This window comes from Mesorhizobium carmichaelinearum (assembly GCF_900199455.1).
GTDB classification, from domain to species: Bacteria; Pseudomonadota; Alphaproteobacteria; order Rhizobiales; family Rhizobiaceae; genus Mesorhizobium; species Mesorhizobium carmichaelinearum.
Genome location: NZ_FZQR01000002.1, coordinates 589,403 through 613,444 on the forward strand (window position 1 = coordinate 589,403; position 24,042 = coordinate 613,444).

The window sequence follows — 24,042 nt, forward strand, 5'->3', positions numbered from 1 at the left end:
TCAGGTTACATATACAAGCATATACAAACCCTTTCGGCTACGCTACTCCTAGCAAAAATTCGCCGCAACAACGCGCCTGTCGGTGACCTGGCTTGCCCGGGACGATGCCGCGAAACCCGGTGTTTGAGAACCCGGCCGACGACGGGAGTCTATCGGCCGACCGCAGAGGAGCCCGCTCGTGTCGAAAGCTTCAAATATGGTCCGAACCGAGGTCACGCGCCTGTCGCCTTACAATTCCGGACTGACCATCGCCGAGGTCATGCAGCGATACGCTCCAGCCAGGATCGCCAAGCTGGGCTCGAATGAAAACCCGCTTGGCCCGAGCCCGACGCTCGCCACGATGATGCAGGCCGGCGCCGAGATGTTCCGGCTCTATCCGGATCCGGCCGGGCGCGAGCTGCGCCAGGCCATCGCCGCCAGATATGAATTCGGCGAGGATCAGGTCATCCTCGGCAATGGCTCGGAGGATCTTCTTTCCGTCATCAGCCGTGCCGTCTTGCGGCCCGGCGATACCGTCGTCACGCTCTATCCGTCATTCCCGTTGCACGAGGACTATGCGACGCTGATGGGCGCGAGTGTCAACCGTGTGGCCGTCAACGACGATCTCACCATCAATGTCGATGCCCTGATCGAGGCGGTGCGCGAACGACCGCGCATGCTGCTGTTCTCCAACCCGATGAACCCGGTCGGCAGCTGGCTCTCCGCCGGCGATCTGTCGAAGGTGCTGGATGCCGCCGGCGACGAGACGCTGATCGTCGTCGACGAAGCCTATGCCGAATATGCCGAGGGCGACGACTATGCCTCGTCCCTGCCCTATCTCGGCAAACGCGACGGGCCGTGGATCGTGCTGCGGACATTTTCCAAGGCGTTCGGCCTTGCCGGCTTGCGGATCGGCTTCGGCATCGTCGGCGACCCGGAATTGCGCGCGCTGCTCGACAGGGTGCGCACGCCCTTCAACGCCAATGGCGTTGCGCAGGCCGCCGCGCTGGCGGCGCTCGCGGATGAGGAACACCTCGCCAGGGTCGTCGCGCTGGCCAAGGCGGAGAGAGTCCGTGTCGAGAATTTCCTCGCAAGCAAGGGCCTCAAAGTCGCCCCTTCACGAGGCAACTTCCTGTTCTTCAACTGCCGACACAATGCCTCCGCCTTCGCCGAGCGCCTGCTGCGCGAAGGCGTCATTGTCAAACCCTGGAAGCAGGACGGTTTTGACAGCTACGTGCGTGTCAGCATCGGCTCGCCAACGGAGAACGACCACTTCATGGCCGCGCTGTCGCAACTGTTGTGATTTCCCGAAAGCATACAGAATTGCCTTGCGCATACCGGGCACGATATCCGAGGGTCTGTCAATTCCGTGGGCTCTCCCTCGCGGGCGCAGTCACGCCAACATCAGACCAATCACCTTGTCGTAAGAGCCTGCCCTATGCTTGAAAGCAGCCCGCCCCGGAGCCTCTACCGCGAAACGGCAGGCGGCACCGGCGACTACCCCACCCTTGCCGGCGCGCAGCGGGCAAGGGTCGCCATCGTCGGCGGCGGCTTCACCGGCCTTTCGACCGCCCTGCATCTGGCGGAAGCCGGTGATGACGTTGCCGTGCTCGAGGCCCAGCAGCCGGGCTGGGGCGCTTCGGGCAGGAATGGCGGCCAGGTCAATCCCGGCCTCAAATACGATCCCGACACGATCGAGGCGATGTTCGGCCCCGAGCTTGGGCCGCGGATGATCGATTTCTCCTATGGCGCGCCGGCTTTCACCTTCGGCCTCATCCGGCGCCTGTCGATCGCCTGCGAGGCGCGGCAGAACGGCACCATACGCGCGGCGATCCGGCCGAAGCCGGAAACCGCGGTGCGGGCCACGGCCGCGCAATGCGAACTGCGGGGCATGCCGGTCAGCCTGCTGGACGCACGGGCGATGGCGGCGCGAACTGGAACCGACAGATACATAGCCGGCATGTTCGACGCCCGCGGCGGCGACCTCCACCCCTTGAAATACACGATCGGCCTGGCAGCCGCCGCACAGAATGCCGGTGCGCGGATTTTTGGTGGCAGCGAAGTGCTCTCGCTGAAGAGAGAGGCTGGACGTTGGGTCGTCAAAACGGCGAACGGCTCGGTCAGCGCCGAGAAGGTGCTTGTCGCGACCAATGGTTATACCGGAGCCCTGTGGCCGGACCTCAAGCAGTCGCTGGTTCCGGTGTTCAGCGCGATCGCGGCGACCGAACCGCTTTCGCCGGCAGTCGCGGCCGCAATTCTCCCCGATAGGCCCGTCCTCTACGAAGCCGGCAACATCACCGTGTACTACCGCATCGACGCCGAAGGGCGCCTGCTCATGGGCGGCCGGGGACCGATGAAGCCAATCGGCGATGCCTCCGCCATCCGCTACCTCACCGACTATGCGCTACGGCTCTGGCCAGCACTTGCGGGAATACGCTGGACACATGGCTGGAATGGCCGAGTCGCTATCACCAAGGACCATCTTCTGCACGTTCACGAGCCGGAAGACGGCGTCTTGATCTGCCTGGGCTACAACGGCCGTGGCGTCGCCATGGCCTCGGCGATGGGCGCCGCCCTGGCGCAACGCCTGCGAGGCCGCGAGACGTCGCCATTTCCCATGCCTATATCGCCGCTCAGGCCAATCCGGTTTCACCGCTTCTGGCCGCTCGGGGTAAAGGCAGCGATCCTCTCGGGGCGGCTGAAGGACCGGTTCGGCCTCTGACAAGACCAGCCCGCCCAGCCTGACGGCCCGTGCGGTTGTAACGGCTTCATCGAAATCGGCGCCCATCGCGGGAACCCGACGCTTCGGCCTCATCGCCTCTCGACAGGCATAGGGCGGCTGACGGTTTTGCTCCCGAGGCCGCCTCACATCCAGACGCGAGGAGCCATTTTCACGCCCGCAGAGCACCCACGAGACGGATCAAATTATAGGCACACTTGCCGATTGACAAAAATCATAACAGGCGACCAAGATCATATGACCATCAACGATCTTGGTCCCGAGGTTGCCCCTCGGCATTGGCGAAAAGGAGAGCCAGATGCCCGTTCAGCAGAGAGTGACCCATCGTTCCAAACAAAGCCCCGCCATCCTTGCCGCCGCACTGCTAAGCCTCGGCCTGATCACCATGCCCGGCGTCGGCCACGCCGACGGGATCACGCTCAAGGTTTTCGGTGGCTCGGCACTTGACGAACTCGCGCCGCGCCAAGCGCCGGACGAGCAGAAGAAGATCCAGCAGCAGGTCATCGACGGCTTCCTCAAGGCCAATCCCGACGTGAGCGCTGTCGAGTGGGATGCCCAGGGGCCGCAGACCGGTTCGATCCAGCGCCTGATGACCGCCAAGCTGGCAAACCAGGAAATGGACCTGATCGCTTGCCCGGCCTTCTACACCAATGGTGCCTATGTCCGGCGCAATCTGGTGATGCCGATCACCGACAAGATCAAACCTTTCCAGGACCGGATCGACGCCGCGGCACTTGGCGCCTTCACCATCAGCGGCCAGGTCTACGGCGTGCCGATCTCGACGCTGTCGACATCGACGATCTTCTACAATGTCGACCTCTTCCAGAAGCTCGGCATCCCCGTTCCGCCGACCTATGACGACCTCAAGGCAGCCGTGCCGAAGTTCAAGACGGCGGGCGTGATCCCGCTTCTGCATCAGGGCTCGAACACCGTGATGTGGCCGATGTGGTACTTCGAAACCTTCTCGCAGGCCTCGGGCGACGCCATCGGCAAGACGCAGAAGAACCTCGAAGGCACAGCGAAGTTCACCGACGCGCCCGATGTCGAAGGCTTCAAGCTGATCAAGCAGTGGGTCGACGACGGCATCCTGTCCAAGGACTCGCTTTCGGTCGACCAGGACGGCATGCGGGCGGCCTTCGCCGCCGGCAAGAGCGCCATGTATTATGGCGGCACCTGGGAAATCCCCTCGCTCCAGACCAGCGTCAAGGCGTTCAAATGGGGCGTCTTCGCCTTTCCGAAAATGGATGGAACGCCGGGTGCGCCGGGCCATGGCGGCGGCGCCGACAACGGCATCTGCGTCGCCTCGTCGATCCCGCCCGAGAAGCTCGATGCGGCGGTCAAGTTCATCGAATATCTGACAAGGCCGGAGGTGGCGACGCTCTATCTTGCCCCCGAGCAGCCGATCGCCGCCTCGATCAAAGGCGTGCCGCAGGTCGAGGATGCCTATGCCGTCGAGCTGCGCAAGCAGGCCTTCCCGAGCACGATCAAGTTCCTCGACTGGATCTGGCCCTCGGAAGTCGCGACAGCCACGGCCTCGGCCATCGCCGGCATCGTCGGCGGCACGACGACACCCGAGGATGCCGCCGCTTCGATCCAGACCACTTTCGACGACCTCAAGGCGCAGGGCAGCTGGCCGCCGAAGTGAGCGTCGACAAGCGAGCCCGCGTCCAGCCAGGCTGATCTGCGCGGCGTGACAAACAGAGAGGCCGCCCGTTTCGGGCAGCCTCATCAATCGGAGAGACCACATGACGCAAACTCGTGCCGAACGGCAGCGTTTTTCGATCGGCTATCACCTGAACAGCTGGGACCTCACCGGCCTTCCGCTGAGGCCAGCCATCAAGTTCCTGGCCGAACAGGGTTTCGGCTGGTTCGAGATCCTCGCTTTCACCAGCCTGTCGGACCAATACGCCCGCAAATACATGCAGCTCGGCAACCAGGCGCCGATGGGGGTCACCACCGACACCGACATCCTGCGGCGTTACGCACTGCTCTCGGAAGGCCAGAGCGAGCATGGCATCAAGCTCTCTTCCTTCTACGTCAATGCGATCTTCATCAACCCCGTCGCCTGGCCCTATGAACGCGACGTGCTGGTGGCGCTGACCCGGATGCTGAAGGGGTTTGGCTCACCGGTGCTGGTGCTCGGCGGCGGCCCTTCGGAAGCGATTGCCGGCCCCCACACCGCCGACGATTACCGCGCCTTCTGCCGGGCCCTGGAGGATATTGGCAGGCGGACAAAGGACCTTGGCATCGAGACGGTCTATCACCCGCATCTCGACACCTTCATCGAGCGCCGCGACCAGCTCGACCGCATGATGGATGAACTCGACACCGATCTCGCCGGCCTCTGCATCGATCCGGCGCATCTTGCCCACACCAATTCCGATCCGGTCGACGCGGTCCGAACCTACATCTCGGCCGTACGCTACATGCATTTCAAGGACACCAGGGTGGACCCCGGTTTGAAGGGCTATGACCGCTATGGCGCGTTCTGCGAACTCGGCGCCGGTGTCGTCGATCTTGCCGGCATCGTCGACGTGCTGCTGGCGGCAAATTACGACGGTCTCGCCATCATCGAGCTCGATGCATCGAAGAAGACGGCGGAGCAAAGCACGTTGGAAAGCATCGCCTATGTCAGGGACACGCTCGGCCTGGTGCTGACGCCGCAAGGCGCCAAGGCCGCATGACCGCGCGATCGCAAGAGGCCGCTGCTTCCGGCCGTTCCGATCCCTGGCGCTTTCTTGCCGGGGACGGCGCAGTGGCCTTCTTGATGATCCTGCCCGCCGCGATCCTGTTTTGCCTCTTCTACCTCTGGCCTTTCGTCAACGGTTTCTGGCTCAGCCTGCACAATTGGGACGGGTTTTCCGACCCGACCTGGGCAGGCCTTTCCAACTATCAGCGCCTCTTGCATGACCGCATCTTCCTCGGCGCGCTGCGCAACAATTTGATCTTCGTCGTCGCCGTCGTCATCCTGAAGAATGTGCTCGGCCTCGGGCTGGCGCTGCTGCTCAACCGGGCACTGGTCGGCCGCGCCTTCTTTCGCGCCGCCGCCTTCGTGCCGGTGACGATGTCCTTCGTCGCGGTCGGGCTGCTCTGGTCCTGGATCTACAATCCCGTCTTCGGCCTGCTCAACGGCGCGCTCGACCTGTTCGGCCTCGGCGGGCTGAAACAGTCCTGGCTTGGCGATGCCGACATCGCGCTCTATTCGATCATCGTCGTCGACGTCTGGAAGTGGCTCGGCTTCCACGCCGTCATCTATCTCGCGGGGCTGCAGACGATCCCGTCGGAACTCTATGAGTCGGCCAAGATGGACGGCGCCGGGCCGCTGCAGCGTTTCCGGCACGTCACCGTGCCGATGATGATGCCGATCATCTTCATCAACACCATCCTTGGCCTGTCCGGCGCCTTCGTGCGCAACTTCGATATCGTCTATGTGCTGACCAAGGGCGGCCCGAACCACGCCACCGAAGTCGTGCTCACCTACATGATGAGCAAGGCCTTCCAGGACGGCGCCATGAGCTATGCCGCGGCGATCGGCTATATGCTGTTCCTGATCGTCGGGCTGGCCAGCGTCGGCCTGCTCGCTTTGATGCGGCGGCAAAGGCTGGACGTCTGATGAGTGTCGCGGCCAAGCCTTTGTCCATCCTTGATGACGGCGTGGCCCGCCGGCCCCGGCGCCTGGGCGCGCGCGGCCTGCTGGAAGTCGCGGGCATCTACGCCGCGCTCGCCCTCGTGCTCGTCGAGACGCTCTATCCCCTGCTCTGGGTTCTGTTCGGCTCGCTCAAGACCAAGGAGGAGATGCTGAGCAACATCTGGGGGCCGCCGTCGAGCCTGGTGCTGCAGAACTATGCCGATGCCTGGCGCATCGCAGGCATGGGGTCGCGCATCGTCAGCAGCGTGCTGGTCACCGGTTCGGCCTTGATCATCCTTGTCGTCGTGGCGACGCCCTGCGCCTATGCATTGGCGCGGCTGCGGTTTCCCGGACGCGGCGTCGTGCTGGCGGTGGCGGTAGCGGCCATGCTGGTGCCGCCGCAAGTGATGGCCATCCCGCTGTTCATGGTGGCGCGCGACCTCGGCCTGATCAACAACCGGCTCGGCGTCGCCTTCGTCTATGCGGCGACGTCGCTGCCGCTGTCGGTCTTCATCCTGCGCAGCTTCTTCGTCACGCTGCCCGCCGATCTCGAGGACGCCGCGCGCGTCGACGGGGCGAGCCGGCTCGAGATCCTGATCCACATCATGCTGCCGCTGGTGCGGCCGGGCGTCGCGCTGATCCTGATCTTCGGCTTCATCGAGATCTGGAACGATTTCTTCCTCGCCTTCCTGCTGCTGCGCGACCCCTCGGTGCAGACCATCCCGCTCGGCCTGGTCAGCTTCTTCCAGCAATACGATTCGCTCTGGACCCTTTATTTCGCCGCGTTGACGATCACGACACTGCCGGTGATCGTCGTCTTCCTCGCCATGCAACGGCAGTTCATCGCCGGCTTGACCGCCGGCGCCGTGAAGGGTTGACATGCAGGATCGGGTTATTGGCGTTGGCGTCATCGGTTGCGGCGAGATCGCCCAGCTGATGCATTTGCCCTATCTCATGGAATTGCCGGCGTTTCGTATCGCCGCCCTGTGCGACATCTCGCCCGGCACGGTCGATGCAGTCGGCGAGCATTACGGTGTCGCCGCCCGCTACACGGACCATCGCGCCCTGCTCGCCGACCCGAATGTCGATGCCGTGGTGATCTGCACCTACGACCATGGCGAGATGGTCGCCGACGCGATCCGTGCCGGCAAGCACCTGATCGTCGAGAAGCCGCTCGCCTTCACCCCGCAAGAAGCGCGCCCGCTGGTCGAGCAGGCCGAGCGGAGCGGTCTCGTCGCGCTTGTCGGCTACATGAAATTCTACGATCCCGGCTATGAGGCCGGGCTGGAGCGCATCGCCGCGATCGGCCGGCCGAAGTCGATCCATGTCCATGATTTCGCCGGCCGCTTCGACCGCTATGGCAAGCTCTACACGCAGATCCGGATCCCCGACGTACCGGCCGATGTGCTCACGACGGGACGCGATGCCGTCGCCCGGCGGGTCGAGGCGGCACTCGGCGCCGATCATGCCGGCTATCGCGATCTCTATCTGTTGCTGCTCGGCCTTAGCAGCCACGACCTTGCCGTCATGCGCGGCGCCTTCGGCACGCCGGATCGCGTCGTCCATGCGCAGCAGACCGGTCCGAACCAGTTGCTGGCCGTGCTCGACTATGGCGGCGTGCCTTGCCTCTTCGACATGGCGCTCGCCCAATATGAATGGTGGGACGAGTGGATCCATGTCCATGGCGAGCGTGACGAGGTGCGGATCGAATTCCAGAACCCCTATTTCCGCAACGCCTCGGCAATCGTGCATCTGCGCGAGGCGGTAGGCGACACCGCCACCGAGCGCGTCATACCGGGTATCCCGGACACCTCGTTCCGCCGCGAATGGCAGCATTTCGCCGACTGCATCCTGGCCGGAGCAAAGCCGCGTACCCCACTTTCAGGCGGCCTTGCCGATCTCGATCTTGCGGTCCAGATCATCCAGGCTATGCCGCCGAAGAAACTCCAGCTAGGCTAGCGAAATTTCGGAAAGGCGTTGCCGGCCGGCGCGTTGGCCCAGCTCTGCAAGGTCTGGCCGCCGTCGATCAGCCAGTCGACGCCGGTGACGTGCCTTGCCTCGTCCGAGGCGAGGAACGCTACGGCAGCCGCGACATCGTCCGGCTGGCCGATGCGGCGTAACGGAATGCGATCGGCGAAATGCTGGACGCTGCTCTTGAAATCGCCGTCGCTGGAAGACGGCACACCGAGCGTCGTCTCGATCACGCCGGGGCAGATGGTATTGACGCGTATGCCGTAGGGCGCCGCATCGAGCGCCGCGACCCGCGTCAACCCGACCACGCCATGCTTCGAGGCGACATAGCCGGCGCCGCCGGCAAGCACGTCCCAGCCGGCCATCGACGAACCCATATTGACGATCGAGCCAGCGATTCCGGCCTTGATCATCGCCTGAAGCGAGGCCTGCAGGACGAGGAAGATGCCGCGCAGATTGATGCGGATGATGGTGTCCCAGTCCTCGACCGGCAAATCATGCACGGGAGCGACGACCCCCGAAATGCCGGCATTGTTGAACACCACGTCCAGCCCGCCGAATGTCTCGACGGTGGTTGCGACGGCGCTGCGCACAGTCGTCTCGTCGGTGACGTCGGCTTCGATGGCGATGGTGTTGTCGCCGAGAGAGCGCGCCAGTTCGCGCGCCGCCGCGCCGTTGCGATCGACAATGGCGACGCGCGCGCCTTCTTCGAGGAAACGCCGGACCGCGGCACTGCCGATGGCGCCGGCGCCGCCGGTGACAAGGACTTTCTTCTGGTCGAACCGCTTCATCCCTCGGTCTCCGGCTTTGGATAGGAACGCCATGAATGCTCCGGCGCGAAGCCGAGCGTTTCGCGCGCATGAACCGTATCGAGCACGGCGCCATAACCGGCGATCGGCCGCGACAGGGCAACACCTGGATAGACCCGGCGCACCAGCGCTTCGGTCTCTTCTTCCATGAAGGTGTCGGCGGCGCTGAGCAGGACGCGCAGATGGCCGTCGCCTTGCCATTCGAGTGCCTTCAAGAAACCCTGCCCGGCGTCGCGCGCGTCGAGATAGGCCCACAGGTCGCGGGCGCTGTCAGCGGTGGCGCGGCGTGGACCGACGCCGGCAAAGAAGGATTGCGGGGTCTGGATCCATGGCATGCGGATGCTGACCGCCGAAAAGGCGCCGCGGCGCACTGCCGCGTCGACGATTTCCTCACCCAGCCATTTCGACAGGCCGTACGGGTCCTGCGCGCCGACCGGATGTTTCATATCGACCGGCAGATAGGGCGGAATGACCGTCTTCTCGAAGAAGGGATAGCCGAAGACACTGAAGGACGAGGCATAGACGAAGTGCCCGATGCCGGCCATGGCGGCGGCCTCGACGACATTGTAGGCGGTCGCGACATTGGTCTTGAACACCTCGCCGCCGGCGCGCCCGGTCGGCCGCGGAATGGCCGCGACATGGACGACGGCATCGCAATCGCGCACCAGCTGCAGGGTCGATCCCAGATCCGTCAGGTCGGCGGTGATGTGGCGCCATGCGCCCCCGACCGGCGCCACAGTATCGATGCCCAGCACATCATGGCCGGCGGCAAGCAGGGCCTCGGCCACGTGGCGGCCAAGCAGGCCACTGGCACCGGTGACGATCGTCCTCATATCACGGCCCTCGGCGCGGCAAACTCGGCGGCATGAATATCGTTGATGGTCATACAAATTGAGTCCATGATTGCCACCCCTTGTCAAGGCCATGTCCGGCTGGACAAATAGCGCATACGCTTGTCAGAGCGGCGTGCGCAAGGCCGGTGGCCACAGCTTTGCGTCGAACGGGATTGACTTGGCACCCGCCAGGGTTTTTTGTATGAGTATCAACGATCGACCAAAGGAGTCCGCCATGGCCGTGGACGTTTTTTCCTCACATCGGCACGATGACGCGATGCGCCTTGATCCGCAGCGCGCAGCCATTATCGTCATCGATATGGTCAACGAGTTCTGCAAACCGGGCGGGGCCATGGTCCTGCCCGGATATGAGACACTGGTCGGCCCGCAGTTGGCCGTCATCGAGGCGGCGCGCGCGAGCGGCGTGCCGGTGATCTGGGTTCATGATGCGCACCGGCCGGGCATGCGCCGCGAGCGCGAATGGGTCAAGCGCACGCCACATTGCGTGGAAGGAGGCTGGGGACCGGAAATCATCGAAGATCTCGGCGCCCGTGATGACGAGATCCATGTCATCAAGCGGCGCTACTCGGCCTTCTTTCAGACCGATCTCGACTTGACGCTCAAGGATATGCAGGTCGACCAATTGGTCATCTTCGGCGTGGTCACCAACATCTGCGTGCGATCGACCGTCCACGACGCTTTTTTCCAGGGCTATGAAGTGGTGGTGCCGAGCGATTGCTGTGCGGCGACGGGACCGCGCGAGCAGGAAAGCTCGCTATACGACATAGCGACGCATTTCGGCGTGGTCAGCGATTCGGCTGATGTCGTCGCGGCCCTTCGCGATGGGACGTCGCTGCAACCGACTGAAGTCGCGGCTTGAACCATCCATGGCCAGCGGCATCCGAGACAGGCAACAGGAGTCCGGTTTGACGACCGAAAAGAAAACTGAGAGAAGCGCGACGCTGAAGCAACGCGGCAACGCGGAACCACTGAGCCGCGAGCAGGTGCTGGAGCGATACGCCGAGACCGGATACGCGTTGGACCAGCACCCGGCGCACGTCATCCGCAAGGCGCATCAGCGCGCGACGCTGCGTTTCCAGCAGGTCATGGCCGGTGAAGACCTGTCGCCGACCCAGTTCGCGGCCCTAGCCACGATCCTCAAACATGGCGAAGTCTCGCAGAACCATCTCGGCCGGCTGACGGCGATGGACCCGTCGACCATCAGCATCGTCATGCGCAAGCTGCTCAAGCACGGGCTGATCACGCGCAGCGCTTCCGACACCGACCAGCGCCTGTCGATGATCGCACTGACCGAAAAAGGCACCGAATACACGCTCGAGCGGCTCGCACGCAGCGTCGAGGTCGGCCGGCGCTTCCTGTCGCCGCTGTCCCCCGCCGAGCAGGCGACGCTGCTTCGCCTGCTCAAGCGCATCAATGACGACGATCCATCGAATGGCGACGGCGGCAAGTAGGCCGCGGCCAGACCTTTCCATACCAGCAGAAGTGAGAACCGATGTCGTCCGACCCCAAGTCGTCTGCCAACACGCTCGTCGTCCGCAATATCGGCCTCATGCTGAGCGGTGACCTCGGCCAGCCGATCCTCGACGCCGATACCATCGTCGTGACCGACGGGCGCATTACAGGTATTGGCAAGGCTGATGACGTCGACAGCGGCAACGCGGCGACGATCATCGATGCGATGGGCTGCGCGGTGGCGCCGGGGCTTATCGACAACCATGCTCATCCGGTGGCCGGCGACTGGACGCCGCGGCAGAACCAGATCGGCTGGATGGATTCGACCGTCCATGGCGGCGTCACGTCAATCATCTCGGCGGGAGAGGTCCACACGCCGGGCCGCCCGCGCGACCTGGTCGGGCTGAAGGCACTGGCGATCGCGGCGCAGCGGACTTTCTCCAACTTCCGCCCCAGCGGCATGAAGATCCTGGCCGGCGCGCCCATCCTGGAACACGGGCTGGTCGAGGACGACTTCCGATACCTCGCCGAAGCCGGTGTGACCCTCATCGGCGAGGTCGGGCTTGGAGGCGTCAAGGATGGTCCGACCGGCCGGCAGATGATCGCCTGGGCGCGCAAATACGGCATGACCTCGATGACCCATACGGGCGGTCCGTCCCTGCCCGGCTCCGGCCGCATCGGCGCGGATGTGGTGCTGGAGGTCGACGCCGACATCGTTGCCCACGTCAATGGCGGACCGACCGCGCTGCCGGAAGCCGAGATCCGGCAAATCTGCGAAAACGGCTCGCGGGCGCTGGAAATCGTCCACAACGGCAATCTGCGCACCGGCCTGTTCGTGCTCGACCTGGCCAGGCAGCGCGGCGAACTTGCCCGCGTCATCCTCGGCACCGACAGCCCGGCCGGATCCGGCGTGCAGCCGCTCGGCATTTTGAGAACGCTGACCATGCTGGCTTCGCTGGGCGGCATCGCGCCGGAGGTGGCGTTCTGCCTTGCCAGCGGCAACACGGCGCGCGTGCGCGGACTGGCAGACCGCGGCATCATCGAAATCGGCCGCGCCGCCGACCTGATCTTCATCGATCAGGCGATGGGCGGTGCCGGTGACGGGCTGCTCGACAGCGTCGCGCTCGGCAATCTGCCGGGCATCGGCATGGTCGTCATCGACGGCGAGGTGCGCACCGGCCGGAGCCGCAACACCCCGCCGGCCATGCGGGTGCCGGAAGTCAGAGCAGCCTGACAAGCGTCAGCTGACGCCGTCCTTGCCGACAATCTTGTCCTTGGTCAGCCCGCCAACGCGCGGGTGCGGCCGGCTGGAATCGGTGACGGCGACGGCGACGACGATCTCGTCGGCGCGCGGTGCATCGGGGACGCGGACCTCCATGCCGTCGAAATGGCTGCGCACCTTCGCCGCGTCCTTGTGGCCGAGCGGAATGTCGAGCGGCACGCCGAGGCCGCCGCGCTTCTTGGACGAGGGAATGAGCGCGGCGCCCTTGCCCAGCACATCGCGGAACGGGGCGCCGAGCTTTGGGTGAAGGATGGCGGCGGCATGTTCAAGCTCGCCGTCGGCGCCGACGGCGGCGGCCTTGCCGAAGCTTTCGACCTGATCGGCGGCAATGCCGAGGGCAGAGACCGCCCGCCTGGGCAAGACGTCGCCCAGCGCTTCGCCGATATCGCTTAGCGCCGACAGATCCTCGACAAAAGTGCCGGCATAAGGGTTGCGGATCACCGCGATCGCCGCGGCACGTCGCGTCGGCGGATCGACGGGGCGGCCGCCTTCGATCCGGGTTTCCTCGACGATGGTGATGATGCGGCGGATTTCGAGGCTCATCGCAATCCGTCCTCGCCCTTGATGTCAGCCGCTGCCAGGCCGCCGACCCGTGCATGAACGCGCGCACCGGTCGTCATCGCCAGGATGACCGCCATCTCGTCGCTGCGCGGCGCATCATCAACGCTGATCTCGATCGCGTCGAAATGGCTGCGCACATAGGAGGCGTTGATGTGGGTGATCGGAATGTCGATGCGCGTTCCGGGGCCGCCGACCTTCTTGGTCGAGGGCACGATCGCCTTGGCATTGCCGAGAAGTTCGCGCATGGCGTAGCCGCCCGGATTGTGCCACAGCGCGCCATGCTCAAGCTCACCGGCGGCACCGACGATGGCGCCTTTGCCATAGCCTTCGACGGCGGCGGCACCCTCGCCCATGGCATCGATCAGACGCCGCGCCATTTCGAGGCCGAGCGGCTTCAGATCCTCCATGAAGCCGGTGATCTCCTCGACGTAGCGTCCGGCAAAAGGGTTGGCGATGACGGCGACGATCGCCCCGCGCTTGGGCGGACGTGCCGCGGGCGGCCCGCCCTCATGGAAGATCTCCTCGACCTGGACCAGAAATTTCCTGACCACCACAGCTGGCATTGCGCGTATCCTTCGTCCCGTCACTTGCGAAAATTCGTTAGAGTATCAACAATTATGCATCGCCGATAATTGTCAAGCGGCGAGGTGTAGGACTCCAACGACGAGCCCGAGAAAACTGCATCGGATGACGATTGACAGCCTGTTTAGCCGCTCCTAAACTCATATGACCATCAACGAACTCGCCATCATCTCGGCGACATGTGGGGATGGTCAAGGCGTGGCTTCAAAAGCTGAAAAAAGCTGAAGGGGAATACCATGAAAAGGGCGCTCAAGAGTTTGTTTCTGGCCGGCACGATGCTGGCCGTTTCGTTGGGATCGGCCGCCGCACAGACCAAGGTTTCGGTCGCCGCCATCTCGGGATATTTCGCGCAGGGCTTTGGCGTTTCGATCGTCAACGGCCTCAACAAGGCCAAGGCCGATTTCGGTATCGACCTCAAGCTGGTCGACACCGGCAATCGCGCTTTGGACTATGAGGAGCAATTCGAGAACCTCGCCAAGGGCAAGCAGTACGACCTCATCTTCGTCATGGGTTGGGAGCTGGTGGATTCACTGCAGAAGGTCAGCAAGGAATATCCCGACCAGCGCTTCGTCTTCATCGATGGCGTGCTCGACAATCCCAAGATGATCTACGCCAACTTCGCCGAAGAGCAGGGCTCATTCGTCGCCGGCGCGCTGGCCAGCATGATCGAGGCCAAGGGCAGCGAATTTCCCAAGATCGGCGACGGCAAGGCAATCGGCTTCGTCGGCGGCCGCGACATCCCGGTCATCCGCAACTTCCTTGGCGGCTACGAGCAAGGCGCCAAATACGCCGCGCCCGATGTGAAGGTGAACTCCGTCTTCGCCGGTACCTTCGATGATCCGGCCAAGGGCGGCGAGCTTGCCCAGGCGCTGTACGGCCAGGGCTCAGACATCGTCTACAATGTCGCCGGCCCGACGGGTGAAGGCGTCATGCAGGCCAGTGCCGCCGCCGACAAATATTCGATCGGCGTCGATATCGACATGTGCGGCACGGCTCCCGGGAATGTGCTCGGCAGCATGCTGAAGCGCGGCGACATCGCCGTCTACACGCTGATCAAGGACGAGGTCGGCGGCAACAAGGTCACCGCCGGCACCCGCACCTTCGACCTGGCATCGGGCGGCGTCGAGTTCAAGGTCTGCGACGACATCGCGCCGAAGATCCCGGCCGACGTCACCACCAAGCTCGACGAGATCAAGAAGGGCATCCTCGACGGCAAGATCGTGATCGCCAAGGCGAAATAGGCCAGCAACAGCGCATCCCTCCCAAGAAAGCGCTACACTGATCCGCCGCGGCTTGCCGCGGCGGATCAGTGTCCAATCTTCGAGAGCTCGCAATCTGCGAGAGCCCCAATCTGCGAGAGCAATGGTGTCGAACGCGCCGGGGTCCCCGACCCTCCACAACACTGCCGCGATGGCCGTCGAGTTGACAGGCATCACCAAGCGTTTTGGCGCCTTCATTGCCAATGACGGCATCGACCTTGCCGTGCGCCGGGGCGAAATCCACGCCATTATCGGCGAGAACGGCGCCGGCAAGACGACGCTGATGAACATCCTGTTTGGCCTGCTGCAGCCCGACGAAGGCTCGATCCGGCTGAATGGCGAGGCGACGGTGGTCGCCGACCCGGCCGCCGCCATCAAGGCTGGGCTCGGCATGGTGCACCAGCATTTCAAGCTGGTGCCTTCGCTTTCGGTCGCCGACAACGTTTTTCTCGGCATGGAGATCCGTCGTCACGGGCTGATCGACCATGCGGCGCAGATCGCGCGCACGCAGGAACTGTCGAAGCGTTTCGGGCTGCATGTCGATCCAACCGAGCGCGTCGGCCTGCTCTCGGTCGGCATCGAGCAGCGCATCGAAATCCTGAAAGTGCTGGTGCGTGGCGCCCGCACCATCATCCTCGACGAACCGACCGCCGTGCTGACGCCGCAGGAAAGCCGCGAACTGTTCCAGACGCTGCGCAGCTTCGTGGCCGAGGGCATGACGGTGATCTTCATCTCGCATCATCTGGAAGAGGTGATGGAGGTGTCCGACACGGTGACGGTGCTGCGCAACGGCAAGAAGGTTGCGACCCGCCCGACATCGGAGCTCAACAAGGACGAGTTGGTGCGCATGATGGTTGGCCGCGAGGTCAGTTTCGACCGGCGGCCGCGCGCTGAGTTGCAGGGAGATGTGATCCTTGAGGTCAAGGATCTGTGGGCGCGCGACGATCGCCGCTTGCCGGCCCTTCGCAACGCCAGCTTCACTGTTCGCTCCGGCGAGGTGGTGGGGATTGCAGGCGTCGCCGGCAATGGGCAGACGGAACTGGCGGAAGTGCTTTCGGGCCTGCGGCCGGCAAGCCATGGCGAAGCCCGGCTAAAAGGCCAGGACCTCACCACGCTCACCCCCGCCGCGATCCGCGAGGCGGGCCTTGCCCATGTCCCTGGCGATCGCATGCTGCGCGGGGTCGATCGCAATGCGTCGATCGCGGCAAACACGCTGATGGGCCGCCAGCACCGCGCGCCGTGGAGCCGCAATGGTATGCTCGACTGGAAGGCGATCGCCGGAAATGCCGGAGCGCTGATCAAGAGCTTCGACATCCGCGCGCAGGGAGCGGGCGACGCCGTCAAGCGGCTTTCCGGCGGCAACATCCAGAAGGTGGTGCTGGCGCGCGAATTCACCAACGGCGCCGACTTCCTGCTGATCGATCAGCCGACGCGCGGCGTCGACATCGGCGCCCAGGAGGCCATCCATGACGAGATCATGCGCCAGCGCGCGGCCGGCCGGGCCATCCTCTTGATTTCCGTGCAGCTGGACGAACTCGCCGCGCTCGCCGACCGCATCCTGGTGATGTTCAACGGGCGGATCATGGGCGAAGTCGCCGGCGACGATGCCGACGAAGACAGGATCGGGATGATGATGGCGGGTGTTTCGCCGCAGCTGGAGCCCGCATGATGAGCGACCGTTTGCGCGCCTTTTCCGGCCAGATCATTGCCGTGGGCGTAGCCTTGCTGCTGGGGGCGATCATCATCCTCCTGGTCGGCGAAAGCCCGGTCCATGTCCTGATGACGCTGCTGCGCGGCGCCTTTGGTGATCAGGAAAAGATTGCCGGCACGCTGCTGCAGACGACGCCGATCCTGATCTGCGGCGTCGCCGCCTGCATCGGCCTGCGCGGCGGCATGTTCAATGTCGGCATCGAAGGGCAGCTCTTCCTCGGCGGTTTCGCCGCCGCCTGGGTCGGCTTCAGCTTTTCCCTGCCCGCGGGCATCCATATGCTGGCGGCGCTGGCGCTCGCGGTCGTCGCGGGTGCAGCCTGGGTCGCCATCCCCGCTTTTTTCCGCGCCCGCTACAACACCAACGAAGTCGTCTCGACGATCCTGTCGAACTACATCGCCGTGCTGCTCACCTCCTATTTCACCATCTTCCTGTTCAAACGGCCCGGCGGCTGGTCGGAGACGCCGCCGATCCTGGCGACAGCCTATCTGCCGGAGATCTTTTCCTTCTCGCGGCTGAACTGGGGGCTGTTCATCGGCCTGGCGCTGGCTATCGGCGTCGCGCTGGTCTTCCGTTACACCAGCTGGGGCTATGGCGTGACCATCGTCGGGTCGGCGCCGAAATTCGCCGAATATGGCGGCGTCAACGTCAAGCGGCAGGGCTTTGTCGTGCTGCTGCTTTCAGGCGCCGTCGGGGGCCTCGCCGGCGGCGTCGAGACGCTCGGCGTGCATCACCGGTTCATGGAAGGCTTTGCTCCCGGCTTCGGCTTCGACGGGCTGATCGCCGCCCTGCTCGCCAACGGCTCACCGGTCGCCACCATCGTCACGGCGCTGTTCTTCGGCGCGTTGCGCAGCGGGTCGCTGCTGCTCGAGGTCGACACCAGCGCGTCCCGCGAAATCATCACCGTGATCCAGGCGCTGATCATCCTGAGCGTCTCGGCGCAGGTTCTGATCAAACGCCGTGGCGACAGCCAGGCGGGGGAGCGGCGATGGAAATTCTAGACAAGCTGATCAACGTCGCGCTGATCGCCGCGACGCTGCGCACCACCGCGCCGATCCTCCTGGTTGCACTCGGTGGGTCGTTCACCACCAAGGCCGGCATCTTCAACATCGGCCTCGAGGGGCAGATGCTGGCCGGCGCCTTCTTCGCCGTCATCGGCTCGATCTGGACGGGTTCGGCATTCGCGGGCGTGGCTTGCGGCGTCGCCGCGGCGCTTGCCTTCGCGCTCGCCTTTGCCGTGCTTGTGGTGACGTTCCGGGCCAATGAAGTGGTCGTCGGGCTGGCGCTCAACATCCTTGCCGGCGGCATGACGATCTCGCTGATGAAAGCGATTTTCGGCACGCGCGGATCGATCGTCGGTCACGGCATTGTCGGCCTGCCCAAGGTGCAGATACCCGGCGCCCAGGCGCTGCTCGGTTCATGGGCGCCGCTGATCTCCGGCTTCACGCCGATCGTCTATGTCGCGTTCATCGCCGTGCCGCTCTTGGTGCTGTTCTACAACCGCACCCGGCTCGGCCTCTATATCCGCGTCGTCGGCGAAAAGCCCGAAGCCGCCGAGGCGCTCGGCATCTCGATCACTCGCGTCCGCTACACCGCCTCGCTGCTGTGCGGATTGCTGGCGGGTCTGGCCGGCGCGCATCTGTCGCTCGGCTACATCACCATGTTCACCGAGAACATGTCCTCGGGCCGCGGCTTCATGGCGGTGGCGATCCTGATCTTCTCCAATGGCGACCCGCTGAAAGTGCTGGCCGGCTGCCTGCTGTTCGGTTTCGCCGATGCCTTCTCGCTGCGCCTGCAGACCTTCGGTTTTCCGTCCTACCTGGTTCTCACCGTGCCCTATGTCGTCGCGCTGACGGCGTTGTTCGCGCTGTCCTACCGGGCGCGGCCGAAAATCATCAAGGAGACGCTGGCATCGATGCAGAAACTTTTGTCGGTGGACAGGAACAGCGCCCCGGTCGACAAAAATCCCTAGTGAAGGAACTCTCATGGAACGCATAATCCTCGACGTGGATTCTGCCGGCGACGATATTCTGGCCGTGCTGTTTGCCGCGGCGAATCCGAATGTCCGGCTCGAAGGCGTCACCACCGTCACGGGCGCCGCAGGCCCGATCGAGCAGGTCACCAATGTCGTGCTCAACACGCTGACGCTTGCCAGCCGCGACGACATACCGGTCCATGCCGGCGCGTGGCGGCCGATCGTCGGCAATTCCAAGGCCGACATGGAGGCGCCGGTGCATTTCGAAAAGCGGCTCGTTGCCCGCTTCGGCGACCGGCTGAAGAAATTCAACCCGCCGGCGCCGCCCCCCTCCCGCCCGGCGACGCCGGGACATGCCGTCGATTTCATCATCGATACGGTCATGGCCAATCCCGGCGAGATCACGCTGGTGACGACCGGGCCGCTGACCAATGCCGCGATGGCGCTCTTGCAGGAACCGCGCCTGACGGGCGCGCTCAAGCGGCTCCTGGTGCTTGGCGGCAACTTCCAGACGCCGGGGAACATGACGCCGCTGTCGGAATACAACATCTGGGCCGATCCGGAGGCTTCGCGCATCGTGCTCAACGCCGATGTCGACAAGATCCTGGTGCCGCTCGACATCTGTGAGGACAATCGCGTCGCTGCCTCGATGCTGACGCGCGACGACATCGCCGACATGCAGGCCGTTGCCCGCAAGAATGCCGTCTTCGACATGATCGCCGACAGCTTCCCGATCTACATCGACATCTGGCGTGAGTTCTTCGACCTTGTCGGTTTCCCCATGGACGACGTCATCACCGTGGCACTGGCCTTCGACCCGGCCCTTGCCACCATGACCGAACCGCTCTTCGTCGATGTCGTGCTCGACGGCCGCCTCGCCCGCGGACAGACGGTTGCCCATCGCGGCCGGCAGTTGCTGCCCGGCGGCGGACCGAAGACCACGCGCATCTGCACCGATCTCGACGGCCGCCGCTTCCTGAACATCTTCAAGCAAACCATCGCGCGCTACGAACAAGCGGCGTGAGGACCGATAAAATGACCATTGCAACTCCCATCCTGTTCGACTGCGACCCCGGCCATGACGACGCCATTGCGTTGGTCATGGCACATCGCTCGCCGGCGATAAAACTGCTCGGCGTCACCACGACCTGCGGCAATGCCGAGGTCGAAAAGACGACGGCCAATGCGCTGCGCATCCTCGAATATATCGGCGCCGGCGACGTGCCGGTCGCTCAAGGGTGTCATCGTCCCCTGGCGCGGCCGCTGGTGCTCGGCACCGCCGATGGTCCGAGCGGCCTCGAAGGCTCCCCTTATCTGCCGCAGGCCACGATCAAGCCGGTCGACCAGCACGCCGTCGATTTCCTGGCCGACAAGCTGCGCGCCGCGCCCGAGCCGATCCTGGTCGTCGCCACCGGCCCGCTGTCCAATATCGGCCTGATGATCCTCAAGCATCGCGACGTGCTGCCCAAGATCAAGGAGTTGATCTGGATGGGCGGCGTCTTCTACCGCAAGAGCGAGATCATCACGCCGACCGAGTTCAATGCGTTCTGCGACCCTGAGGCGCTGAAGATCGTGCTGGACAGCGGCGTGCCGATCCTGATGGTCGGGCTCGACGTCACCATGCAGGTGCTGATCGAGGCACCGCAATATGCCGAGCTCGCCACGATCGACACGCCGCTCGGCAAGCTCGTCAACGACTGGCTGCTGTTCTACGAGAAGCTGCACCGCAACTCGATGGGCGTCGGCGGCGCCATGCACGATCCGCTGGCCCTGGCACTCGCCATCGACCCGACGCTGGTGCGCACGCGTCCGGCCCATATCGGCGTCGACCTGTCCGGCACCTATGCTTTTGGCGCGACGGTTGCTGATTTCTGGAGCGAGCGCGGCGAGAAGGACAATGCGCGCATCGCCCATGAGGTCGATGCCGACCGTTTCTTCAAGCTGATGTTCGACCTGCTGCGGGATTGAAATCCCACGGAGGTATTCCCTTGATTCAGCGTGGCCCGGTGCTGGGGATCGGGTCAGACAGTCTTTCGGCATGCCATCGCAGATGGTCGTCCATGAATGTCGAAATGAAGAAATAGGAGTGGTCGTAGCCATCCTGCATGCGCAGGGTCAGCGCAATGCCGGCCTTGGCGCAGGCCGCTTCCAGCAGCCACGGCCTCAGCCCGTCCTTGAGAAAGCCATCCGACGCCCCTTGATCGACGAAAAGCTCGGGGAAGCGGTGGCCATCCTCGATGAGCAAGGTGGCATCGTAACCCCGCCATGAGGTCTCGTCGGCGCCGAGGTATTTTTCGAAGGCCGGCCGCGACCAGCCGGCGGTGCTCGGCTGCACGATCGGCGCGAAGGCCGAGCAGCTTTTGAAGCGTTCGGGATTCTTGAGCGCGATCGTCAGGGCGCCATGCCCGCCCATCGAGTGGCCGAAGATCGCCTGGCGCGCCATATCGGCCGGAAACTCCTGCGCGATCAACGCCGGCAATTCCTCGTTGACATAGGAGTACATGCGGTAGTTCGCGGCGTAGGGCGCTTGCGTCGCGTCGAGGTAGAACCCCGCGCCGCTGCCGAACTGCCAATTGTCCTTCTCGTCGGGGATGTCGGCGCCGCGCGGGCTGGTGTCGGGACAGACGACGATCAGGCCAAGCTCGACGGCCATGCGCCTGTACTCACCCTTGTCCATGACATTGGCATGGGTGCAGGCTAGGCCGGAGAGATACCATACGACCGGGCAAGGTTTTTCGAGGGCCTGCGGCGGCACGAAGACGGCAAAAATCATGTCGCAGGCGCAGGCATCCGAAGCGTGGGAATAGACGCCCTGCACGCCGCCATGCGACCTAGCAGAGGAGATGGTCTTCATCCGGTCCGACATGTTCTTCTTCTCCGCCATCGGCAAACGTCACGGCCGCCTGTCTAAGGACCATGGTTGCCAGGCGCAAGTCCCGGCTATTCCGCCGCCAGCGCCGTCACCTCACGCCGGAACGGCAGCGCATCGCCGATATCGTGTTCGTCCAGCTCGCGCGCGAAGCGGTGGCCGGCATAGGTTGCCCAGGCGATCGGGCCTGGCGCCTCGGCATCGCCGATGACCTTGATCGAACGGATGCCATTGTCGGCCCATTCGTCGCGCCGCGCTTTCAGCGCGCGCCAGACCTCGTCGTCCTGTTGGCGCGACGTCACCAGCACCACGGCGTCGGCGGCGATGTCGCGTTCGACCCCGGTGTAGGCGCAGGCGGTGGCAACGCCTCCTGGCACGACGCGCGTCACGGTCCGGTTGAGCACGATCTCGACGCCGAGCCCGGCCAGGCGGCGGTGGATGGCGCCCTGTTCCAGCGTGTTGCGCGTCCAGTCCGAGACATAGGCGGACGGCGTCACCAGCGTCACCTTCGCGCCGTTGCGCGCCATCAGCTCGGCCAGAACGCCACCCATATAGTAGTGGTCGTCGTCGAACAGCACGACGTTGCCGGTCGGCACATTGCTGCCCATCAGATCGTCTGGCGTATAGACCGGCATGGCCTGGTCGATCGGCATCGGCACGACATGGGCGCGCGCCACGCCGTCGCGGCGCCATGTCGAGCCGGTGGCCAGCGCGATGTTCTGAAAGCCGAAGGCCAGTATGTCCTGCGCCGACAACCGGCTTTCGAAATAGATGTCGACATTGGACATCTGGCTGAGCTGGTACTGGCGATAGTCGCGCACGCGGCCCCATGCGGACAGGCCAGGCAGACGGCATTCGCGCGCGACGCGGCCGCCGAGCTCGGTGCCGGCCTCGGCAATGGCCACCTGATAGCCGCGCAGGCCGAGCGCGCGAGCGGCCTCCAACCCGGCCGGACCGGCGCCGACGATCAGCACGCTGTCGCTGTCGCCCTTGGCCTGCATGCGCTCGGGATGCCAGCCCTTGCGCCACTCCTCCATGAAGGTCGGGTTCTGCGTGCAGCGCGAGATCGACATGGTCATGTCGCCGGTGATGCAGATGTTGCAGCCAATGCACTCGCGGATGTCCTCGATCCGCCCCTCCTCCACCTTCTTCGGCAGGAAGGGATCGGCGATCGACGGGCGGGCGCAGCCGATGAAATCGAGCGTGCCGGACTTGATCATCCTGACCATGACATCCGGCGAGGTGAAGCGACCGACGCCGACGACCGGCTTCGAGGTCAGATTCTTGATGCCGGACACCAGGCTTTCCTGCGCTGCCTCCTCCTTGAAGCGCGACGGCCCCGAACAATCCTCCCAGGCGCCATGCGCCAGGTCCCAGAGGTCGGGCAGATCGGCATGCATCTCGATCATGTCGCGCACTTCGGAATTGGCAAAGCCAAGCTCGCCGATCATCTCGTCGAGCGACAGCCGCAGCGTCAGGCCGCAAGTGTCGCCGATGGCGTCGCGGCCTTCCTCGATCAGCTCGCGCATCAGCCGCGAGCGGTTTTCCAGCGAGCCGCCATATTCGTCGCTGCGCTGATTGGTGGCGGTGGACAGGAAGTGCTGGATGATGCCGAAACCATGCGCGCCGTAGAGACAGACCAGATCGAAGCCAGCCAGCTTGGCGCGCTTGAAGGCATTGCGGTGCCAGCGCCTGAGGTCGCGTATATCCTGCTTGTCCATCGCGCGCGCCTGCACCGGATCGTTGGTGAAGGTGCGGATCGGCAAGGCCGACGGTCCGCGCGGCACTTCCTTGGTGTAGAGGTTCGGGCCGTTGATGCCGGAATAGGCGAGCTGAATGCCGGCCAGCGCGCCATGCTGGTGCATGGCCTCAGCCATCCTGGCCAGCGCCGGGATATCGGCGTCGTCCCACAGCCTGAGCTCGATGAAGGGCGTGATCTCCGAAGTGTGGTGCATCTCCGTCTGCTCGGTGAAGATGACGCCCCAGCCGCCTTCCGACTTGACGCGCCGCATCTCGGCCGCAGCAGAGGGATCGCGATAGCCGCCGCCATTGCAATGCGGCACCTGGTAGAAACGGTTCTTGGCGGTCACCGGACCGATCTTCACAGGTTCGAACAGAATGTCGTAGCGTGCATCACGCATGGTGCTTCCTTCCTGCCAGCGTCGCATCGCGGCATGCGCGGCGATGTTTTGGCGCAAGCCGGTCCGCCCAGTGGGTAGATGCCGTGAGCCTACTCATAAGTTGCGGCGCGTGCCGGAAAACTACAGATTTCTTCTGTGCCGATTAGGACGCGCCTAATCCGCCCCTCGCCGCTGGATTAGCATCCGGTGAATCCCGGCTGAGCCAAATGCGACTTCAAGGCCATGGCCACGC

General features: G+C 64.4%; 22 protein-coding genes. 16 read left to right on the plus strand and 6 right to left on the minus strand.

What is annotated here, in order from left to right; translation table 11 throughout:
- Positions 1-178 precede the first annotated feature (178 nt).
- The 7 genes from CKW40_RS06065 (at position 179) to CKW40_RS06095 (ending at position 8,306) form a co-directional block, all read left to right on the plus strand.
- Entirely contained in the window at positions 179-1,282 is a 1,104-nt protein-coding gene (locus tag CKW40_RS06065; protein ID WP_095198993.1) for a histidinol-phosphate transaminase, read from the plus strand.
- Between the two features lie 135 nt (positions 1,283-1,417).
- Positions 1,418-2,701: an NAD(P)/FAD-dependent oxidoreductase gene (locus tag CKW40_RS06070; protein WP_095198994.1), complete on the plus strand. Its 1,284-nt coding sequence runs from the start codon at positions 1,418-1,420 to the stop codon at positions 2,699-2,701.
- Between the two features lie 316 nt (positions 2,702-3,017).
- Positions 3,018-4,364: an extracellular solute-binding protein gene (locus tag CKW40_RS06075; RefSeq protein WP_095199175.1), complete on the plus strand. Its 1,347-nt coding sequence runs from the start codon at positions 3,018-3,020 to the stop codon at positions 4,362-4,364.
- A gap of 100 nt (positions 4,365-4,464) precedes the next feature.
- Complete coding sequence (locus CKW40_RS06080; RefSeq protein WP_095198995.1) at positions 4,465-5,403, plus strand: sugar phosphate isomerase/epimerase family protein; 939 nt, start codon at positions 4,465-4,467, stop codon at positions 5,401-5,403.
- Positions 5,400-6,332 (plus strand): carbohydrate ABC transporter permease, encoded by a 933-nt coding sequence (locus CKW40_RS06085; protein WP_095198996.1) that lies wholly within the window; start codon positions 5,400-5,402, stop codon positions 6,330-6,332. Before CKW40_RS06080 ends, CKW40_RS06085 begins: the two co-directional genes overlap by 4 nt.
- A complete protein-coding gene (locus CKW40_RS06090; RefSeq protein WP_095198997.1) occupies positions 6,332-7,225 on the plus strand; it encodes a carbohydrate ABC transporter permease in 894 nt (297 codons plus the stop codon). Before CKW40_RS06085 ends, CKW40_RS06090 begins: the two co-directional genes overlap by 1 nt.
- A gap of 1 nt (position 7,226) precedes the next feature.
- Positions 7,227-8,306, plus strand: a complete 1,080-nt coding sequence (locus tag CKW40_RS06095; protein ID WP_095198998.1) for a Gfo/Idh/MocA family protein — start codon at positions 7,227-7,229, stop codon at positions 8,304-8,306.
- On the opposite strand, the gene CKW40_RS06100 is transcribed toward CKW40_RS06095, so the two are convergent.
- Together CKW40_RS06100 and CKW40_RS06105 are read right to left on the minus strand one after the other, a co-directional pair.
- A complete protein-coding gene (locus CKW40_RS06100) occupies positions 8,303-9,109 on the minus strand; it encodes an SDR family NAD(P)-dependent oxidoreductase (protein ID WP_095198999.1) in 807 nt (268 codons plus the stop codon). The genes CKW40_RS06095 and CKW40_RS06100 overlap by 4 nt on opposite strands.
- Positions 9,106-9,960: an NAD-dependent epimerase/dehydratase family protein gene (locus CKW40_RS06105; RefSeq protein ID WP_095199000.1), complete on the minus strand. Its 855-nt coding sequence runs from the start codon at positions 9,958-9,960 to the stop codon at positions 9,106-9,108. The genes CKW40_RS06100 and CKW40_RS06105 overlap by 4 nt, the downstream gene beginning before the upstream one ends.
- A gap of 235 nt (positions 9,961-10,195) precedes the next feature.
- On the opposite strand from CKW40_RS06105, the gene CKW40_RS06110 reads away from it, so the two are divergent.
- Genes CKW40_RS06110 through CKW40_RS06120 form a run of 3 tightly spaced genes read left to right on the plus strand, consistent with a single transcriptional unit; the run spans position 10,196 to position 12,667 of the window.
- Positions 10,196-10,840: a cysteine hydrolase family protein gene (locus CKW40_RS06110; RefSeq protein ID WP_095199176.1), complete on the plus strand. Its 645-nt coding sequence runs from the start codon at positions 10,196-10,198 to the stop codon at positions 10,838-10,840.
- A 46-nt stretch (positions 10,841-10,886) separates the two neighbouring features.
- Positions 10,887-11,432 carry a MarR family winged helix-turn-helix transcriptional regulator gene (locus CKW40_RS06115; RefSeq protein WP_095199177.1) on the plus strand — a complete coding sequence of 182 codons (546 nt, stop codon included), beginning with the start codon at positions 10,887-10,889 and terminating at the stop codon, positions 11,430-11,432.
- A gap of 41 nt (positions 11,433-11,473) precedes the next feature.
- Positions 11,474-12,667, plus strand: coding sequence for an amidohydrolase family protein (locus CKW40_RS06120; RefSeq protein ID WP_095199001.1), 1,194 nt, complete (start codon positions 11,474-11,476; stop codon positions 12,665-12,667).
- Positions 12,668-12,673: 6 nt separating this feature from the next.
- Here the strand turns inward: CKW40_RS06120 and CKW40_RS06125 are convergent, their stop codons facing one another.
- Entirely contained in the window at positions 12,674-13,258 is a 585-nt protein-coding gene (locus CKW40_RS06125) for an amino acid synthesis family protein (RefSeq protein ID WP_095199002.1), read from the minus strand.
- Positions 13,255-13,839 (minus strand): amino acid synthesis family protein, encoded by a 585-nt coding sequence (locus CKW40_RS06130; protein WP_095199003.1) that lies wholly within the window; start codon positions 13,837-13,839, stop codon positions 13,255-13,257. Before CKW40_RS06130 ends, CKW40_RS06125 begins: the two co-directional genes overlap by 4 nt.
- A 255-nt stretch (positions 13,840-14,094) precedes the next feature.
- On the opposite strand from CKW40_RS06130, the gene CKW40_RS06135 reads away from it, so the two are divergent.
- The 6 genes from CKW40_RS06135 to CKW40_RS06160 all read left to right on the plus strand — a co-directional run bounded on the left by CKW40_RS06135 (position 14,095) and on the right by CKW40_RS06160 (position 20,768).
- A complete protein-coding gene (locus tag CKW40_RS06135) occupies positions 14,095-15,099 on the plus strand; it encodes a BMP family lipoprotein (RefSeq protein ID WP_095199004.1) in 1,005 nt (334 codons plus the stop codon).
- 121 nt (positions 15,100-15,220) lie between these two features.
- A complete protein-coding gene (locus CKW40_RS06140) occupies positions 15,221-16,786 on the plus strand; it encodes an ABC transporter ATP-binding protein (RefSeq protein ID WP_095199005.1) in 1,566 nt (521 codons plus the stop codon).
- Positions 16,786-17,826, plus strand: coding sequence for an ABC transporter permease (locus CKW40_RS06145; protein ID WP_095199006.1), 1,041 nt, complete (start codon positions 16,786-16,788; stop codon positions 17,824-17,826). Before CKW40_RS06140 ends, CKW40_RS06145 begins: the two co-directional genes overlap by 1 nt.
- Positions 17,814-18,797 carry an ABC transporter permease gene (locus CKW40_RS06150; protein WP_095199007.1) on the plus strand — a complete coding sequence of 328 codons (984 nt, stop codon included), beginning with the start codon at positions 17,814-17,816 and terminating at the stop codon, positions 18,795-18,797. Before CKW40_RS06145 ends, CKW40_RS06150 begins: the two co-directional genes overlap by 13 nt.
- A gap of 13 nt (positions 18,798-18,810) precedes the next feature.
- Positions 18,811-19,824 (plus strand): nucleoside hydrolase, encoded by a 1,014-nt coding sequence (locus CKW40_RS06155; protein ID WP_095199008.1) that lies wholly within the window; start codon positions 18,811-18,813, stop codon positions 19,822-19,824.
- A gap of 11 nt (positions 19,825-19,835) precedes the next feature.
- Positions 19,836-20,768 carry a nucleoside hydrolase gene (locus CKW40_RS06160; protein ID WP_095199009.1) on the plus strand — a complete coding sequence of 311 codons (933 nt, stop codon included), beginning with the start codon at positions 19,836-19,838 and terminating at the stop codon, positions 20,766-20,768.
- Between the two features lie 25 nt (positions 20,769-20,793).
- Here CKW40_RS06160 and fghA read toward each other — a convergent pair whose 3' ends face one another.
- Both fghA and CKW40_RS06170 read right to left on the minus strand, forming a co-directional pair.
- Positions 20,794-21,666: an S-formylglutathione hydrolase gene (gene fghA / locus CKW40_RS06165; protein ID WP_095199178.1), complete on the minus strand. Its 873-nt coding sequence runs from the start codon at positions 21,664-21,666 to the stop codon at positions 20,794-20,796.
- Between the two features lie 74 nt (positions 21,667-21,740).
- Positions 21,741-23,810 carry an oxidoreductase gene (locus tag CKW40_RS06170; RefSeq protein ID WP_095199179.1) on the minus strand — a complete coding sequence of 690 codons (2,070 nt, stop codon included), beginning with the start codon at positions 23,808-23,810 and terminating at the stop codon, positions 21,741-21,743.
- Between the last annotated feature and the right edge of the window lie 232 nt (positions 23,811-24,042).

Coding starts and splice junctions, on each gene's coding strand:
- fghA (WP_095199178.1), bottom strand. CDS start 21,666: ATGTCGGACCGGATGAAGACCATCTCCTCTGCTAGGTCGCATGGCGGC.
- CKW40_RS06140 (WP_095199005.1), top strand. CDS start 15,221: ATGGTGTCGAACGCGCCGGGGTCCCCGACCCTCCACAACACTGCCGCG.
- CKW40_RS06120 (WP_095199001.1), top strand. CDS start 11,474: ATGTCGTCCGACCCCAAGTCGTCTGCCAACACGCTCGTCGTCCGCAAT.
- CKW40_RS06130 (WP_095199003.1), bottom strand. CDS start 13,839: ATGCCAGCTGTGGTGGTCAGGAAATTTCTGGTCCAGGTCGAGGAGATC.
- CKW40_RS06160 (WP_095199009.1), top strand. CDS start 19,836: ATGACCATTGCAACTCCCATCCTGTTCGACTGCGACCCCGGCCATGAC.
- CKW40_RS06110 (WP_095199176.1), top strand. CDS start 10,196: ATGGCCGTGGACGTTTTTTCCTCACATCGGCACGATGACGCGATGCGC.
- CKW40_RS06075 (WP_095199175.1), top strand. CDS start 3,018: ATGCCCGTTCAGCAGAGAGTGACCCATCGTTCCAAACAAAGCCCCGCC.
- CKW40_RS06070 (WP_095198994.1), top strand. CDS start 1,418: ATGCTTGAAAGCAGCCCGCCCCGGAGCCTCTACCGCGAAACGGCAGGC.
- CKW40_RS06150 (WP_095199007.1), top strand. CDS start 17,814: ATGGAAATTCTAGACAAGCTGATCAACGTCGCGCTGATCGCCGCGACG.
- CKW40_RS06125 (WP_095199002.1), bottom strand. CDS start 13,258: ATGAGCCTCGAAATCCGCCGCATCATCACCATCGTCGAGGAAACCCGG.
- CKW40_RS06170 (WP_095199179.1), bottom strand. CDS start 23,810: ATGCGTGATGCACGCTACGACATTCTGTTCGAACCTGTGAAGATCGGT.
- CKW40_RS06095 (WP_095198998.1), top strand. CDS start 7,227: ATGCAGGATCGGGTTATTGGCGTTGGCGTCATCGGTTGCGGCGAGATC.
- CKW40_RS06145 (WP_095199006.1), top strand. CDS start 16,786: ATGAGCGACCGTTTGCGCGCCTTTTCCGGCCAGATCATTGCCGTGGGC.
- CKW40_RS06105 (WP_095199000.1), bottom strand. CDS start 9,960: ATGAGGACGATCGTCACCGGTGCCAGTGGCCTGCTTGGCCGCCACGTG.
- CKW40_RS06155 (WP_095199008.1), top strand. CDS start 18,811: ATGGAACGCATAATCCTCGACGTGGATTCTGCCGGCGACGATATTCTG.
- CKW40_RS06100 (WP_095198999.1), bottom strand. CDS start 9,109: ATGAAGCGGTTCGACCAGAAGAAAGTCCTTGTCACCGGCGGCGCCGGC.
- CKW40_RS06090 (WP_095198997.1), top strand. CDS start 6,332: ATGAGTGTCGCGGCCAAGCCTTTGTCCATCCTTGATGACGGCGTGGCC.
- CKW40_RS06135 (WP_095199004.1), top strand. CDS start 14,095: ATGAAAAGGGCGCTCAAGAGTTTGTTTCTGGCCGGCACGATGCTGGCC.
- CKW40_RS06085 (WP_095198996.1), top strand. CDS start 5,400: ATGACCGCGCGATCGCAAGAGGCCGCTGCTTCCGGCCGTTCCGATCCC.
- CKW40_RS06080 (WP_095198995.1), top strand. CDS start 4,465: ATGACGCAAACTCGTGCCGAACGGCAGCGTTTTTCGATCGGCTATCAC.